Annotated in this window: 12 protein-coding genes; 9 read left to right on the forward strand and 3 right to left on the reverse strand. The window is 36.2% G+C overall.

Annotated features, from left to right (window positions below):
• Positions 1-4: 4 nt before the first annotated feature.
• The 4 genes from B096_RS0100555 (at position 5) to B096_RS0100570 (ending at position 4,540) form a co-directional block, all read left to right on the forward strand.
• Positions 5-1,168, forward strand: a complete 1,164-nt coding sequence (locus tag B096_RS0100555) for an MFS transporter (RefSeq protein WP_018578834.1) — start codon at positions 5-7, stop codon at positions 1,166-1,168.
• 236 nt (positions 1,169-1,404) lie between these two features.
• Complete coding sequence (locus tag B096_RS0100560; RefSeq protein WP_018578835.1) at positions 1,405-2,652, forward strand: citrate lyase holo-[acyl-carrier protein] synthase; 1,248 nt, start codon at positions 1,405-1,407, stop codon at positions 2,650-2,652.
• A 14-nt stretch (positions 2,653-2,666) separates the two neighbouring features.
• On the forward strand, positions 2,667-3,917 hold the full coding sequence (gene tyrS / locus B096_RS0100565) for a tyrosine--tRNA ligase (protein WP_018578836.1): 1,251 nt from the start codon (positions 2,667-2,669) through the stop codon (positions 3,915-3,917).
• A gap of 17 nt (positions 3,918-3,934) precedes the next feature.
• Positions 3,935-4,540 (forward strand): membrane lipoprotein lipid attachment site-containing protein, encoded by a 606-nt coding sequence (locus B096_RS0100570; RefSeq protein WP_018578837.1) that lies wholly within the window; start codon positions 3,935-3,937, stop codon positions 4,538-4,540.
• A gap of 130 nt (positions 4,541-4,670) precedes the next feature.
• Here B096_RS0100570 and rpsD read toward each other — a convergent pair whose 3' ends face one another.
• Positions 4,671-5,273, reverse strand: a complete 603-nt coding sequence (gene rpsD / locus B096_RS0100575) for a 30S ribosomal protein S4 (protein ID WP_018578838.1) — start codon at positions 5,271-5,273, stop codon at positions 4,671-4,673.
• Between the two features lie 220 nt (positions 5,274-5,493).
• On the opposite strand from rpsD, the gene B096_RS0100580 reads away from it, so the two are divergent.
• The 4 genes from B096_RS0100580 to ffh are packed head-to-tail and all read left to right on the forward strand — an operon-like array spanning position 5,494 to position 10,886.
• Positions 5,494-7,263 carry a septation ring formation regulator EzrA gene (locus B096_RS0100580; RefSeq protein WP_244264550.1) on the forward strand — a complete coding sequence of 590 codons (1,770 nt, stop codon included), beginning with the start codon at positions 5,494-5,496 and terminating at the stop codon, positions 7,261-7,263.
• Positions 7,244-8,392, forward strand: coding sequence for a cysteine desulfurase family protein (locus B096_RS0100585; protein ID WP_018578840.1), 1,149 nt, complete (start codon positions 7,244-7,246; stop codon positions 8,390-8,392). The genes B096_RS0100580 and B096_RS0100585 overlap by 20 nt, the downstream gene beginning before the upstream one ends.
• Positions 8,379-9,581 (forward strand): tRNA uracil 4-sulfurtransferase ThiI, encoded by a 1,203-nt coding sequence (gene thiI / locus B096_RS0100590; RefSeq protein ID WP_018578841.1) that lies wholly within the window; start codon positions 8,379-8,381, stop codon positions 9,579-9,581. Before B096_RS0100585 ends, thiI begins: the two co-directional genes overlap by 14 nt.
• A gap of 9 nt (positions 9,582-9,590) precedes the next feature.
• A complete protein-coding gene (gene ffh / locus B096_RS0100595) occupies positions 9,591-10,886 on the forward strand; it encodes a signal recognition particle protein (RefSeq protein WP_018578842.1) in 1,296 nt (431 codons plus the stop codon).
• Between the two features lie 15 nt (positions 10,887-10,901).
• Here ffh and B096_RS0100600 read toward each other — a convergent pair whose 3' ends face one another.
• Together B096_RS0100600 and B096_RS0100605 are read right to left on the reverse strand one after the other, a co-directional pair.
• On the reverse strand, positions 10,902-11,948 hold the full coding sequence (locus tag B096_RS0100600; RefSeq protein WP_018578843.1) for a sensor histidine kinase: 1,047 nt from the start codon (positions 11,946-11,948) through the stop codon (positions 10,902-10,904).
• The gene (locus B096_RS0100605) at positions 11,938-12,618 is read right to left on the reverse strand and encodes a response regulator transcription factor (RefSeq protein WP_018578844.1); all 681 of its coding nucleotides are present in this window, start codon (positions 12,616-12,618) and stop codon (positions 11,938-11,940) included. Before B096_RS0100605 ends, B096_RS0100600 begins: the two co-directional genes overlap by 11 nt.
• A gap of 148 nt (positions 12,619-12,766) precedes the next feature.
• Here B096_RS0100605 and B096_RS0100610 point away from each other — a divergent pair, with 148 nt between their 5' ends.
• Positions 12,767-15,346: an ABC transporter ATP-binding protein/permease gene (locus B096_RS0100610; protein WP_018578845.1), complete on the forward strand. Its 2,580-nt coding sequence runs from the start codon at positions 12,767-12,769 to the stop codon at positions 15,344-15,346.
• Positions 15,347-15,390 lie beyond the last annotated feature (44 nt).

Consider the following 15,390-nt stretch of genomic DNA (forward strand, 5'->3'; position numbering starts at 1 on the left):
AGACATGTCAAATAAAAGCAAAATTTTTAATTTTAGTGCAGTAATGTTCTTAATGTATGCTTCACACGGATTGCTTTTTCCCCAAGTTGTTCCTTTTTTAACGCACCTTGGCTATTCCGCATCTCAGCGGGGATTGATTTTATCGTTTTTGGCTATTATAGCGATGGTCGGACAAATACTATCCGGGTACTTATGTGATCGTTATGGTACGATTAAACGTTTTTTTATCTATGGTACATTTATCTTAGCTGCGACGGGAATGCTTTCATATTGTGTTAATATTAATAATTTCTACTATCATTTTTTCTTGGTAGGGATTATGGCTGGAACCGTACGAATTTTATCAAACCTCTTTGAGACATGGGTGTTGGAGGTAGATGGCATCTACCATCAATTTAGTTTCATTCGGAGCTTTGGTTCACTGGGTTGGGCTCTTGCTTCACTAGTATCTGGTTTTTTAATCCATCGATACGGATATCCTTCATTAGGATATATATCAGGATTGATGAGTCTGGTGGTTATATTTTATTCATTTAAACTTGAAGATGCATCCAAACAAACAATAGAAGGTTCAACGGCAACTTTAAGTTTTAAAGATTTAAAAGTTCTCTTTACCAATAAACGCTATATGTATCTCGTCATTGTATTTACATTGACGTATTTTGTTATTAATGTGGATTCAATCACGATTACCGATTATATGTTTCATCTCGGTGGAAATGCTCAAGACGTGGGGATAAAGTGGTTTGTAGAGGCGTTGAGTGAAATTCCGTTAATGCTTGTTGGAGGTATTCTTTTAAAAAGATATGGCGGGAAAAAACTAATGGTTTTTTCCAGTCTTATAATGATTGTGCGGATGGTAACCTATGGGATGGCAACATCGGTTCCACAGATTATTATTTTATCGACACTTCAAGCCATTACCTTTCCCTTAATTTTGGTTGCTCAAAAGGACTTAATCTTTAGAGAATCACCCAGCCATTTACGTTCGACAGCCCAGATGTTCTCAATTTCAATGAGTATTGGATTTTCGGCGATTATTACTCCGCTTGTATCCGGATACCTCGTTGAATGGATGCCGATTCAGACTGTAATCTTTATCTTTGGTGCAATTATGATCATTCCAACGATTATGATTTTTATTTTTCAACCCGCTCACACAAAGTAACACAGTTTCTGCGAATTACTAACACAATGTTTCTGTATTCTATATACGTAAACAAGTTGTTTACAACGACTATATTTTCTTCTCCTTAAAAATAAATATGGTTACAGATTTTCCTTGTTAAATAATATTTTTCCGAAAAAAAGGCGTTATGCCTTTTTTTTATGGCTCTTTGAGTTTTACATTACCTTAAACGGCGATTTCATGGTAGAATATTATATGTTGAAAGAGGTATTATTATGAATATTGTTCAATTAACATCTGAATCAATTCGTGAGTTACGTGAAAAACGTAACGGTATCATGAAAAGTATGATTGAAGGGCAGGATGGGTCCCTCCTTGTTTTAGGTGGGTCGTTTGCGGGGGAAGAGCGTCAACGAAACATTGTGTCTTATGCAGTATTCACCATCTTTTTTGAGCTTTGGGAACGATTCAATATGGAGTCGTGGTCTTACACGTTTGATGAAGAAGGATTAATGTTCTACATTAAACTTGAAGATAACGCTAAGAGCGTGAAGGATATTCTTGTTCACTATGAAGATCATCATCCATTAGGCTTTGCCATTGACAGTGATGTCTTTGATTGCAATCAAAAATGGACGCGTGAAGCGCTAGGATATAAGAATAGACTCGACGACTACTACAAATCCTCGCTCGAAGAACTGATGAACGATATTGTGGAAGATCCTAAATACATTGATAATTATACAAAACGAGTTGAAGGTTATATTGTTAAAGGTGATAAACAGACAATTTTGTCTAACATCTTAGTTTACGGATATGTAAGTTCATTTACGAAAACGATGGGATTTGGGATGTATGGACCCAATTATCGTGGCAGCAATGAACAAATGAATTTTGAAAAGTTTATCCATCTTGTACGCGCATATAAAGATGAAATGCAACGCATTTTCTCTGTTAATAGCACAAGTACGGTTGATATTGCTCGATTCCAAACTGAAGTTGAAGCTAAGATTCAACGTGCTGTTTTGAATCAACAATCCTACCACTATACCGTATTCATTACCAGCACAGTAATGTTTGCGTTTATTAACTCGCGTGGCTATGCGGATATTACCAAACAAATTAAAAAAATCGGTGAGGGTTTCACTCAAAACAATATGTTTACAGAAGAACCGAAGCGATATGAGATATTAAATAATGGAATGCGTGAAGTATTTAATCAATACGTACCATTTCTACAAAAAAACAAATCCATTACATCGACACTCCTTTATATAATGAGTCGTCATGATGATCAAGCAATTTTGATGCATAATGGAGAACAGGCATTATTAAAAACACAATTTTTAGCTAAAAACTTAATCTTTAAAGAAGAAAAATGGCCTGAATTGGATAAGTTCTGTTCGTCGGGCTATATTTATCCTCATGATGCCACAACACTATTGGCGGTGACTTGCATGTTAGATATTATGCAACGATATTATTTAAAGATTAAAATGTTATTTGATACACAAGAAAAATAAAGGTGGAAAAGAAAATGAATTTTTTAGAAGAATTAAACTGGCGTGGTCTTGTTAAGGACGTTACAAACTATGAAGCATTGGAAAAACGACTCGAACAACCCATAACGCTTTATTGTGGGTTTGATCCAACTGCGGATTCACTCCATGTTGGTCATCTTCAACAATTAATTTTATTAAAACGCTACCAAATGCAAGGTCATAAACCCATTGCGTTAGTTGGTGGTGCAACAGGGATGATTGGGGATCCACGTCCTACAACGGAACGTTCAATGCTTGATGATGCGGATTTACAAAAAAACGTAGATGGCATTAGTGCACAAATCCAACGTATTTTATCAAATGATAACAATCCAGTTACCATTCTTAACAACCGCGAATGGCTCGGCGATCTTACTGTATTGGATTTCTTACGTGATTACGGGAAATTCTTTAGCGTCAGCAATATGCTTGCGAAAGATACGATTGCGAAACGTTTAAGTACAGGGATTTCTTTTACAGAATTCTCATACACTATTTTACAATCAATTGATTTCTTACATTTATATAAAAATCATGGTATTGAACTACAAATTGGTGGATCCGATCAATGGGGTAACCTCGTGAGCGGTGCAGACTTGATCCGTAAGGTTGAAGGTCCGGAAGCTGAAGTATTTGGTATTACATCTCATTTAATCATGAAGTCTGATGGAACAAAATTTGGTAAGAGTGAAGGGCAAAACATCTGGTTGGATGAAAACCGTACAGATGCATACAGCTTCTATCAGTTCTTTATCAATACGAGTGATGATGATGTTATCGACTTCCTTAAACGCTTATCGTTTAAGAGTGTTGAAGAGATTCAAGCAATTGAAGCATCTTTTATTAAAGAACCCCATTTAAGATTAGCTCAAAAAGAACTTGCTAAAGAATTAACTGAAGTTGTCTTTGGGAAACAAGGATTGGAGATGGCAGAACGCGTTACAAATGCACTCTTCTCGGGAAACGTTCAAGAATTAACTGTTGATCAAATTCGTCAAGCTTTTGCTGATAGTGCTTCAATTGAAGTTACTGCAGATGAAAATATTGTTGAATTATTGGTAAATACGAAGGTATGCCCAAGTAAACGTGAAGCACGTCAACTCATTGAAGGTGGTGCAATTCGCGTTAATGGCGAGGTTGTAAGTGATACAAACTTTGTAATTTCAAAAGATAATTCAATTGGAAATGAAGTAACCGTAATTCGTCGCGGTAAGAAAACTTACCATATCTTTAATCACACAAACTAAATCGTACGAGGTATAATATGAAAAAACTATTTTTGGCACTGTTGAGCATGTTCCTACTAACGGGATGTTCAGTGAATGAAAAAAAACTTTACACTGAAAAGTTGAAGCGTTATGAGTCTTATTGGAATGCAATTAATGATAATGACCGATTTACGGAATCATCACGTTATTTTGATATATCAGCAACCATCGAGAAACATGAAGATCTTTATGTTTATGGTGTTGTTGTCGATAAACCTAAAATCGCTATGTATGGTGTTGAAATTGTTGTTCTAGAAAATAATGAAGATTATCATGCTGATAAGATGATGCCAACAGCAGGTATTTTTGATTCAGAGTATAACTTGGTTCCAGGTCAAGTTCGTAAGGATCGGAACTATATGGGCGGAATTAGCCTGGCGGGAGAAGTTGATGTTCCAGAAGTAACATTAAATATCCTTGTATCATGGCGAAACAATACCAAACTTGAGACGCAACGTGAATTTATACAATTTAAGCTCAAATATGAAGAGCCAAAAACAGAGGAACCGAAAAAGGATGAAGCAACTAAAGAAGAATCCAAAAAAGAGGAACCTAAAAAAGAAGAAGTAGTAGAAGAACCTGAAACCGACGATGAAGAATAAAAAAGAAACATCATCATAATCATATGATGATGTTTTTTTGTCTTCTACACAAGAGATTGTATTTGTTTTAAACGAAGAACCACAAAAAAAGAACCTCTTTAAGTAAAGAGGTTCTTTTAGGGTTTGAAGATTAACGGTTGTAGAATTCAACTACTAATGCTTCATTAATTTCTTGGTTTAATTCACTACGTTCTGGTAAACGTTTGTATTCACCTTTGAATTTATCTTTGTCGAATGTTACATAGTCAACCATTGATACGTTAGCTTCTAATGCATCTTTGATTGCTGCCATTGAACGTGAAGATTCTTTTACTTCAATTGTTTGACCAGGTTTTACAATGTATGAAGGAATATCAACTTTTTTTCCATCAACTAAGATATGACCGTGGTTAACTAACTGACGTGCTCCACGACGAGTACGTGATAAGTTCATGCGGTATACTACGTTATCTAAACGTGATTCTAACATGAATAAGAAGTTATGACCTGCAACACCTTCAAGTTTTGAAGCTTTTTTAAATGTGTTGTAGAATTGTTTTTCTGTAACTCCATATGTATAACGAATACGTTGTTTTTCTCGTAATTGTAAACCGTAGTTTGATAATTTTGGACGACGTGCTTTACCGTGTTGTCCTGGTGCATAGTCGCGACGTTGTAGCTCTTCACCTGTTTCAAGGATTGAGAAACTTAAACGACGTGATTTTTTCCAAACTGGACCTTTAATTCTTGCCATAGTATTGACCTCCTAATTTGTCATTAGCGAGTTCCACAAATTATTACTAGTTGAGTTTATCTATAATCGTTTCCCTGTACAGCGTAGGTACTTTGATTCCTGCCGCGGGATAAACACGTGGCTAATAACTTTGCGTGCTGCACTAAATTTATGACGCTTATATAATATACCTAAATTGAGGTGAAAAGTCAACGAAACACATTACAGAACTATGTTAGATATGGTACAATTAATTCAACGAGGTGAACGTATGAATTTTCAAATGATATTAAAGTTTATGAATGACTACAAATATATAATTGCTGTTGTCTTAGTGCTGTTGATCATTGGGGTTTTTGTTTACATACGTATGGCTAAAAAGCGTCGACTCAACAAAGCCTTTGAGACCTTAGAAGTTCGTTACAACGAATTGATGAGTATTCCGGTGCTCTTTAAAATCAATAAAGCCAACGGGTTAGCAAAATTAAATCCTGAAGTTGAGAAAAAAGTTTCAGAATGTAAAGCTGAATTTAGTGAAATCAACAAGCGTCAAGAAGAAATATCAGACGCACTTGCAGATTCTGAAGATGCTTTGGCATTTGGCAAGCTAAAAGAAGCATCGAAGCACTTATCGTTGCTTGATGAACTGATTACACTTTCTATGGATCAAACAGTGACACTCAATGACAATCTCGAAACGTTACTCGAGCAAGAGACCCGTCAACGTATGGAAATTACAGCATTAAAAGACCGATTTAGAGAACTTAAGAAAAATGCTGTTGAAAACTCTGCAAGTTTGGGTGATGCCCTAGCAACAATTGAGGATCAAATTAAAGAAATCGAACAAAATTTCTCGATTTTTGAGGAATGGATGTATGCCTCAGATTTTATGAAAGCTCAGGAAATCAGCGAAGAAACGCGAGAATCCATTGATGATTTGGAAACGAAAATCACTGAAATCCCAAAACTTTATGAACATGCAAAGGGTTTGATTCCCCAATTACTTGATGAAGTCTCGAAACTTTACCAAGGCGTACGTCAAAATGGTGTTTTTGTAGAACATTTAGAAGTTCCTAAAAATATTGGTGTATTGAGTGAAATCCTCAAAGATGATTTAATCAACATAGGACAGGGCGAAATCGAAAAATCGCGTGTCAGTCTTAAAGAAAGTCAAAAACGCTTAGAACAACTTGCTTTATCGATCCAAAAAGAAGATAAGGCACAACGTGAAGTTGATGCGTTGAGCGAGGAAGTTTTCGAGAATCTTGAATTCCTCGTAGATAGTATTGCGAAAATGTGTAAGGATGCACAAAAAGTTGAAATGCGATTCAATTTCGACGGTTACACTGAAAATGTTGGAGTATTCTCCCAACGGATTCAAGAATTTAGCGAATCAGGTGTTAAAATATCGCGGATGATTGAAGAAGAAAAAATCCCAGCATCAACGATTTTAATTTCACTCCAAGAGCTTGGACAGGATGTTTCGATGCTTAAGGATGAGTATCTTGCAATGAATGAAAAAGTGGAACGCGCCAACGCTGATGAAGTGCGTGCTACCAAACAATTATTAAAACTTCATTTAATCATTAATGATGTTCAAGTAAGAATTCAAAAACGTTCCTTACCTTCCATTTCAGATAAATATGCATCCGATTTAGAACGTGCATATAAATATACCGATCAAGTTAAGGAAATGCTCGGTCAGGATGTTATCGATGTGAAGTTATTAAACGCTACAGTCGATGAAGCCATTGACTATATTTACAAACTACACAACAATGTCAATAATTTAGTGGGTGTAGTCGACATGTGTGAAAATGCGATTGTTTATGCAAATAAATTTAGAGCTTTTGTTCCGGATATCGATGCCGAATTAACCCGTGCAGAGTTGTCTTTCAATAGTGGTGATTATACACAAAGTTTGACTACAATCATAAATTCTATTGACCGTTATAGACCAAATACGGCATATGAGGAGATGATTCGTGACAATGCAAAAAGCGCACGATAAACCAATTTATTTAGATTATTCAAGTACAACACCTACGCGTCCGGAAATACTTAAAGATGCAATGGTGATTATGGAAAAATATTATGAAAACGCTGATTCGCTTCACTATGGCGGTCAGCGTGTTTCTGATCTTGTAGTGCAATCTCGTGATGCATTAGCAAAAATGCTTGGTGTGCTCCCTCATGAGATTTTTTTCACGTCAGGTGCAAGTGAGTCTAATAGTACTGCAATTAAAGGTATTGCACTCGCAAATCGACATATTGGAAAGCACATTATTACAACTGCTGTCGAACACAGTTCGGTAATGGGGGCGGTTCAACAGCTAAAAGACGAATTTGGATTTGAGGTCGACTACTTGGGTGTTGATGCATCAGGATGTATCTCAATGGATGCATTAAAGAGTAAATTACGCTCAGATACTGTTCTTGTAGCAGTAATGGCTGTTAATAACGAAGTAGGAAGCATAACTGATGTAAGTGAAGTAGCGCGGATTACTAAGAAGTACTCCAACGCATTTGTCCATGTTGATGGCGTCCAAGCCCTTGCACGTCATGACTTTCCGATGAAACAAATTGATAGTGTTTCTTATTCAGCACATAAGATTTATGGCTTAAAAGGAAGCGGTCTTCTTTTGAAGAAAGCTAATGTAAAGTGCTTGGCACTGGTCAATGGTGGACAGCAAGAAGGGGGCTTACGCGGCGGAACCTTAGACAACGTTTCGGCTATTTTATGGGCGAAAACGCTTCGTTTAGCGGTTGAGGACCATAAACGCTCAATTAATGATATAATACGCATGAATAAATTTTTATACGATACTTTCGAAGGTATGGAAAACATCCATATTAATTCAGATATTCAGGGATCACCGTATATATTTAACATGTCTGTATTAAATGTTGGTTCTGAAATTATGATGAATGGTTTAAATGCAAAAGGAATATACGTTTCCGCTCAAAGCACGTGTAATTCCAAATCATTAGAACCCTCTCATGTTTTAAAAGCAATGGGATGTGATGAAACCTGTGCGCTTACTAGTGTACGGATTAGTTTGTCACACCTTACTACGATGGAAGAACTCGAAAAAGTTTGTGAAACAATATTGGAGATTAAAAATTATGTACAACACTAATTACGAATTTATTGTTTGCCGTTATGGTGAACTATCAACAAAAGGGAAAAACCGCCGCAACTTTACCGCACAACTAGTGCGTAACGTTCGTTCGCAACTTGTAGGTTTTCCTAACTTAACGTACCGCGAAACGTATGATCGCTTATATATCACGCTCAACGGAGAAGATGGTCTTGCAGTGAGTGAGCAACTTCGTCATGTCTTCGGATTGAGTTCATTTTCACTTGCTGTGAAAGTGGAACGCGATTTAGATACTATGGCAAATGTAGCTGCTGAAATGATTCAAAAAGAAGAAGGTAAGGCAACCTTCAAGGTTATTGCTCGACGTCATGATAAATCCTACGAGCACATCTCAGATGTCATTAACCGTCATGTTGCAACTAAAATCTTACAAACGACAGATTTTAAAGTGGATGTGCGAAAACCAGATGTCGGTATTCTTATCGAAGTTCGCAGTGATTCTGCTTATATCATGATGGGCCGCGTCGAAGGTGCTGGAGGGTATCCAGTAGGAATTCAAGGTAAGGTTATGGTTATGCTTTCGGGAGGGATTGATTCACCTGTCGCAGCATATCTTATGATGAAACGTGGTGTACGCATTGAAGCGATTCATTTTGCTTCACCACCTTACACTTCCGATGAAGCACAAAAGAAAGTCATGGATCTTGCCCAACAATTAACAAATTATCAAGATCATATTCGTATTAATGTGGTACCTTTCACGGATGTGCAACTCGAAATTTATAAGAAGGTGCCTGAAAGTTATGCAATAACGATGATGCGTCGTTTTATGTTACGCATTGCGGAACGTCTTGCATTCCGTCGTAATTGCTTAGCAATCGCAAACGGTGAAAGCTTAGGACAAGTTGCATCTCAAACGCTCCATAGTATGAAAGAAATTACAAATATTGGAACGTTGCCGATTCTACGTCCATTAATTACCTATGATAAAGTTGAGATTATTGATTTGGCACGTAAGATTAATACTTATGAAACATCAATTTTACCTTTTGAGGATTGTTGCACAATCTTTACACCAAAAAATCCAACAACCAAACCTCATGGCGACAAAATTTTACGTTATGAAGAGGGTCTTGATATCGACGCATTGGTGGATGAGGCAATCAAGAATATTGAAGTCGTAGAAGTAACGAAGAAAAAACAAGATGATTCAGCATCGTTCTTATAGGAGGAAGTTATGGCATTCGATAATTTAACAAACCGATTACAAGATACATTTAGAAATATGACCGGTAAAGGAAAACTTTCCGAAAAAAACATCAGTGATGCATTAAGTGAAATTCGCATTTCGCTTTTAGAAGCGGATGTTAGTCTTGAAGTGATTAATGAACTTTTAGAGCATACCCGTAAAGAAGCTATGGGTATGAAGGTTACACGTGATGTTGAACCATCACAAATGTTTGTAAAAATTGTAAATGATAAATTAATTGAAATTTTAGGTGAGGAACGTTCAGAACTTGAGTTTAATCAAAAACCTGGAATTTTAATGATGGTTGGTTTACAAGGGTCTGGGAAAACAACAAGTATTGCGAAAATTGCTAATAAATTAAACAAAGAAGGCAAGAAAGTATTGCTCGTCGCTGCGGACTTGGCACGACCTGCTGCCATTGAACAGTTGAAAATTCTTGGAACTCAAATTAATGTTGAGGTGTTTGCGCAAGAAAACAGCACGCCAGTTGAAGTTGTAAAAGCAGCTCTAGCTTACGGTAAAGATTTTGATTTAATCTTAATTGATACTGCAGGGCGTTTACAAATTGATGAAGCACTGATGCAACAACTTGTTGATATTCAAGCTCTTACACACCCAGATGAAATTCTGCTAAGTGTCGATGCAATGAGTGGACAAGATGTAATTCATGTCGCAAATGGTTTTAAAGAAAAACTCAATTTAACAGGTTTAGTCGCAACGAAATTTGATGGAGATTCACGCGGTGGATCAATTCTTTCTGTTCGTTATATGACGCAAGTACCCGTTAAATATGTTGGGGTTGGTGAAGGCATTGATGAATTGGATGAATTTCATCCAGATCGTACTGCGTCACGTATTCTTGGCATGGGTGATATCGTAAGCCTTGTAGAAAAAGCACAAGAAAAAATGGATATCGAAGCATCTGAACGTTCAGCGGAACGCATGATGAAAGGTCAATTTACGCTTGATGATATGTTAATTCAACTACAACAAGTCTCGAAAATGGGACCTCTATCCGGTTTAATGAAAATGATGCCGGGTGCTAACCAATTAGCAGGTCAAATTGATGATGATGATGCATCCAGTACGATGAAGAAAACAGAAGCAATGATCTTAAGTATGACGGCAGAAGAGCGCAATAATCCAAAAATTATTCGTTCTACACGTAAACGTCGTATTGCTGAAGGGTCAGGCACATCCACGACAGATGTGAACCGCCTCTTAAGTCAATATGAGAAGATGCAAAAACAAATGAAAATGTTATCTAGATTTATGGGTAAGTAAAAAGCAACTGATGCGTCAGTTGCTTTTTTCTGTTTGTAAACAAATGATATATTCTGTGCCCTCATTAATACAACTATTGACGGAAATGGTACCGTTATGAAGTTCAATAACACGCTTTACTAACGCCAAGCCTAATCCATTTCCACTTGAAGAACGTGTTTGATCTGCTTGATAAAACTTCTCAAATAACCGACTTAGTGTTTCAGGTGTCATACCCTGACCGTGGTCGGTCAAATTAATCATAATTTCGTGATTCTTACGATAAATTTGAATTGAAATTAATCCGTTATTTTTTGAAAATTTAATCGCATTATCCAATAAATTCAACCATACTTGGTTCATTAAGCCTTCATTTCCGGAAAATACAATAGAATCAAGATTTAAATCCCAGTTGATATTCTTAAGTGTCCATTTCGGTTCTAATAATAGTATGCATTTACGAATTTGTTCATCTAAGCGATAGTTAATTTTTTTTACTGAAACTTCTTGGTTATCTAATTTTGATAAACTTAATATATTTCCCGTAAGCGTTGAAAGTTGTTGTGTGTTTTCGAGTACTTTAGTAACATAATAAGTTTTTTCGCTTGGATTGATTTCAGCATGTTGCAAAAGCGTAGCGTATCCTTCGATATTTGCGATTGGAGTTTTAAATTCATGGGAGACATTTTCAATAAAGTCATTTCGTAAAGTCTCAATTTGAGAGAGTTCTTTAACCATGGTATTAAAATTATCGAAAATATCCCTTAGTTCATGAATTTTATTGGAACTATCAAGTGTTACCGCAAAATCTCCTTTGGCAAGCGAATCAAAGGCTTGATTTAATTCTTCGATGGGTTTAATAATCTTTTTGCCCACGAAAAGTGCGATACTTAAACCGATGATAATACTCGCTACAAGGAGTGATCGAATAGGGAAATGCCGTTCGATTGGATTAATTGATACAAAATCATGGGCGTATAATAAGAACCAAGTTCCCATAATTATTAGCAAGACTGCAGCGATTGTAATAAAAACAATAAGCGCGAAATATAACCAAAGATTCGATCTTTTTTTACGATTCATGACATTTCACCACCTTATAACCAAGACCTCTAATGGTTATAATCTTAAAGTCTTTTGAATCGCTAAACCGATCATGAACGCGGTTAATATGAGTATTAATCGTACGTTCATCCGTTTCTGAAAAGATTCCCCAAATTTCATCCATTAATTGTTGGCGCGTGAAGATTTTATTTGGGTAGGAGAGCATTGTAAACAACAAAAGAAATTCTTTTTGAGGCAGTAGGATTTCATTGTTTTTAACAGTGACTGTAAAAGATTCTCGATTTAAGGTCGTATCCCCAACTGTAATCGAATTTTCGCTTGCGATTTTCGCACGTCTTAAAAGGGCATTTACGCGTAGTACCAGTTCATTGACGTTTATGGGCTTAGTCATATAGTCATCTGCACCTGTTATAAAACCCTGTTCAATATCTTCAAATTGATTTTTTGCTGTTACCAATAAAATAGGAAAATTATAATTGGCGTGTCTTAGAGACTTAACTAATTCGTACCCGTCCATATTTGGCATCATAATATCCGAAATCATGAGCTCAATATGTTCCTTTTCAATTATTTCTAATGCTTCAACTCCGGAGAGGGCGGGATAACACGTAAAAGATTGCTTTTCCAATACAGTACAAAACAATTCTAGTAAATCTTTATTATCTTCAACAACGAGAATTTTAACCATATAAGAACCTCCTCTAAGAATTAAACCATATTAACATAAACTCTGAATAAACACGTTTAAATGTCACGAAAGTTTACATTCAGTTTATGGTTAGTTGTCTTTTAGTTTATTTTGACCGGTTATAATGGTCTTATAAGGAGGTATCGTGATGTTAGAACTAAGAGATATTACAAAAATATATGAAGTCGCAGATCAAAAACAAACTGCGCTCAACAAAATAAATATTTCATTTCGAGAAAATGAGTTTGTCTCGATTTTGGGACAAAGTGGTTCAGGAAAGACAACGCTTTTAAATATTGTTGGAGGGTTAGACCGATATACCTCTGGTGATTTAATCATAAATGGGATATCAACGACAAAATATGGTGAGAAAGAATGGAATGCTTACCGTAACCATTCGGTGGGGTTTGTTTTTCAAAGTTACAATTTAATTCCTCACCAAACTGTATTATCAAATGTTGAACTTGCTTTAACACTTGCGGGGGTATCAAAAAAAGAGCGTCGTGAGCGCTCTATTGACGTTTTAAATAAAGTTGGACTTGGGGAACACATTCATAAGCGCCCAAACCAAATGTCCGGTGGACAAATGCAACGAGTTGCAATTGCTCGTGCGCTCGTCAATAATCCGGATATTCTCTTGGCAGATGAACCAACGGGAGCTCTTGATTCGGAAACAAGTATCCAAATTATGAATCTGCTTAGAGAAATTGCAAAAGACAAATTAGTGGTAATGGTGACTCATAATCCTGAACTTGCTGAAATATACTCAACACGGATCATTAAGTTGCTTGATGGGGCTGTTGTTGATGACACGAATCCGTTTGTTGCCAATAAAGAAAATACATCAGCGGTTGGGAAGAAAAACAATATATCCATGTCCTTCTTTACTGCACTTTCCTTAAGTTTTAATAACCTTAAAACTAAAAAAGGGCGCACATTACTCACCGCCTTTGCAGGAAGTATTGGTATTATTGGGATTGCCCTCGTCCTTTCGCTCTCTTCGGGAATGCAAACATATATTGATAAGATTCAAGAGGACACATTATCTTCTTACCCCATAACGATTCAAAGCCAGGCAATTGATTTAATGGGAGATGACGGTAATCATTCGACTGTTACGGATATCTCAAATAATGATGATGCAAGAATATACCAAAAAGGTTATGCATCAGATGCTCTGAAAAGAACCACCATTCAGACCTTTAATAACGATTTAGGTACTTTTAAGGAATATTTACAAAGTGCTGAAGGCTCAGATATTCTAGATAATACGAATGCCATTCAATATGAATATGATTTGAAGATGAATGTGTATAAAGCTCAGACGGAAGAGGGGATTGTTCAAGTTAATCCAAATCCAATTTATGCTGATAATCAACGGGATAAAAGTCCGGCATCTTCAATTAAATCATCAATTGGAATTAAAGATGATATTTGGACAGAATTACTGGATAATCAAGAAATGTTAGAATCTCAATATGATGTTTTAGAAGGAAAATGGCCAGAACATTTTGATGAGGTAGTTCTCGTTGCTAATGAAAACAACGAAATTAACGATATGGCGCTTTATTCTTTAGGTCTTAAAGATATTGGCGATATCGATAAAATGAAAACAGAAATTGAAGAAGGTAATGAAATAATTAACGATGAACCCGTGAGTTATTCATTCCAAGATTTATTAAATCTTGAATACCGACTCGTACTATCTCCGGATACCTTTGAACAATCAGAAGGTTTATGGATTGATAAATCAAACGATGATACATTTATGAAAACAGTTATCGATAAAGGAACGCCAATAAAAGTTGTCGGAATTGTTAAACCTTCTGAAGATGCAGTTTCAAAACCAATCAATGGTACAATTGGGTATTTAAAAAGTTTGACGGATTATTATATTGATCAGACCAATCAAAGTGAAATTGTACAGTCACAATTAGATAACAAAGATGTTAATGTGATTACAGGCAAAGCGTTTGTGGATGTAGATGATCTCAGTGAAACAGATTTAATTGATTTGTTATCAATAGAACAAAGACAATATTTGCTTACACTTAATGATGCCGAGCGTAAAGTGTTTATTGATGCTCAAACGGAACAGTTAAATGCAACGTATGATAAGAATCTTGAAGTATTGGGTGTTGTGAATATGGATGAGCCGAAGGCGATTAATCTCTTTCTACAAAATTTTGATTCGCGCGAAAAAATCATTGATTCCATCGATAACTATAATGAAACGCAACGGACTAGCGATCATGATGAATGGGTTATTGAATACACGGATATGGTTGGTCTCATGACATCCTCTGTAAAATCAATTATAGACATGATTACGTATTTATTAGTAGGATTTGTTTCGATTTCCTTAATCGTATCGTCAATTATGATTGGTATTATTACCTATATCTCGGTGCTTGAGCGTACGAAAGAAATTGGAATCCTTCGTAGTATCGGAGCATCCAAAAGGGACGTAGGACAAGTCTTTAACGCTGAAACGGTCATCATCGGATTGATTGCTGGTGTTTTAGGGATTGGCATCACGCTACTCCTTAACTTCCCTGTTAATGCGATCATCTTCAACCTTACCGGTGTAAAGAATATTGCCTCACTACCAGTATTTGCAGGAATCTTCCTCATTGTTCTAAATGTATTCTTAACGATGCTTTCAGGTTTAATTCCAGCCCGAATGGCATCTAAAAAAGACCCTGTAGAAGCCTTAAGAAGTGAGTAAGGTGATACTTAATCTATTCTTGTGCTATAATGATCCAGTTAAGT

Source organism: Erysipelothrix tonsillarum DSM 14972 (assembly GCF_000373785.1).
Taxonomy (GTDB): Bacteria; Bacillota_I; Bacilli_A; order Erysipelotrichales; family Erysipelotrichaceae; genus Erysipelothrix; species Erysipelothrix tonsillarum.

What these genes read in the sequence shown, in the direction of transcription:
- B096_RS0100555 (WP_018578834.1), top strand. Translation starts at nt 5, where the DNA reads ATGTCAAATAAAAGCAAAATTTTTAATTTTAGTGCAGTAATGTTCTTA.
- B096_RS0100605 (WP_018578844.1), bottom strand. Translation starts at nt 12,618, where the DNA reads ATGGTTAAAATTCTCGTTGTTGAAGATAATAAAGATTTACTAGAATTG.
- ffh (WP_018578842.1), top strand. Translation starts at nt 9,591, where the DNA reads ATGGCATTCGATAATTTAACAAACCGATTACAAGATACATTTAGAAAT.
- B096_RS0100610 (WP_018578845.1), top strand. Translation starts at nt 12,767, where the DNA reads ATGTTAGAACTAAGAGATATTACAAAAATATATGAAGTCGCAGATCAA.
- rpsD (WP_018578838.1), bottom strand. Translation starts at nt 5,273, where the DNA reads ATGGCAAGAATTAAAGGTCCAGTTTGGAAAAAATCACGTCGTTTAAGT.
- thiI (WP_018578841.1), top strand. Translation starts at nt 8,379, where the DNA reads ATGTACAACACTAATTACGAATTTATTGTTTGCCGTTATGGTGAACTA.
- tyrS (WP_018578836.1), top strand. Translation starts at nt 2,667, where the DNA reads ATGAATTTTTTAGAAGAATTAAACTGGCGTGGTCTTGTTAAGGACGTT.
- B096_RS0100585 (WP_018578840.1), top strand. Translation starts at nt 7,244, where the DNA reads ATGCAAAAAGCGCACGATAAACCAATTTATTTAGATTATTCAAGTACA.
- B096_RS0100570 (WP_018578837.1), top strand. Translation starts at nt 3,935, where the DNA reads ATGAAAAAACTATTTTTGGCACTGTTGAGCATGTTCCTACTAACGGGA.
- B096_RS0100560 (WP_018578835.1), top strand. Translation starts at nt 1,405, where the DNA reads ATGAATATTGTTCAATTAACATCTGAATCAATTCGTGAGTTACGTGAA.
- B096_RS0100600 (WP_018578843.1), bottom strand. Translation starts at nt 11,948, where the DNA reads ATGAATCGTAAAAAAAGATCGAATCTTTGGTTATATTTCGCGCTTATT.
- B096_RS0100580 (WP_244264550.1), top strand. Translation starts at nt 5,494, where the DNA reads ATGGTACAATTAATTCAACGAGGTGAACGTATGAATTTTCAAATGATA.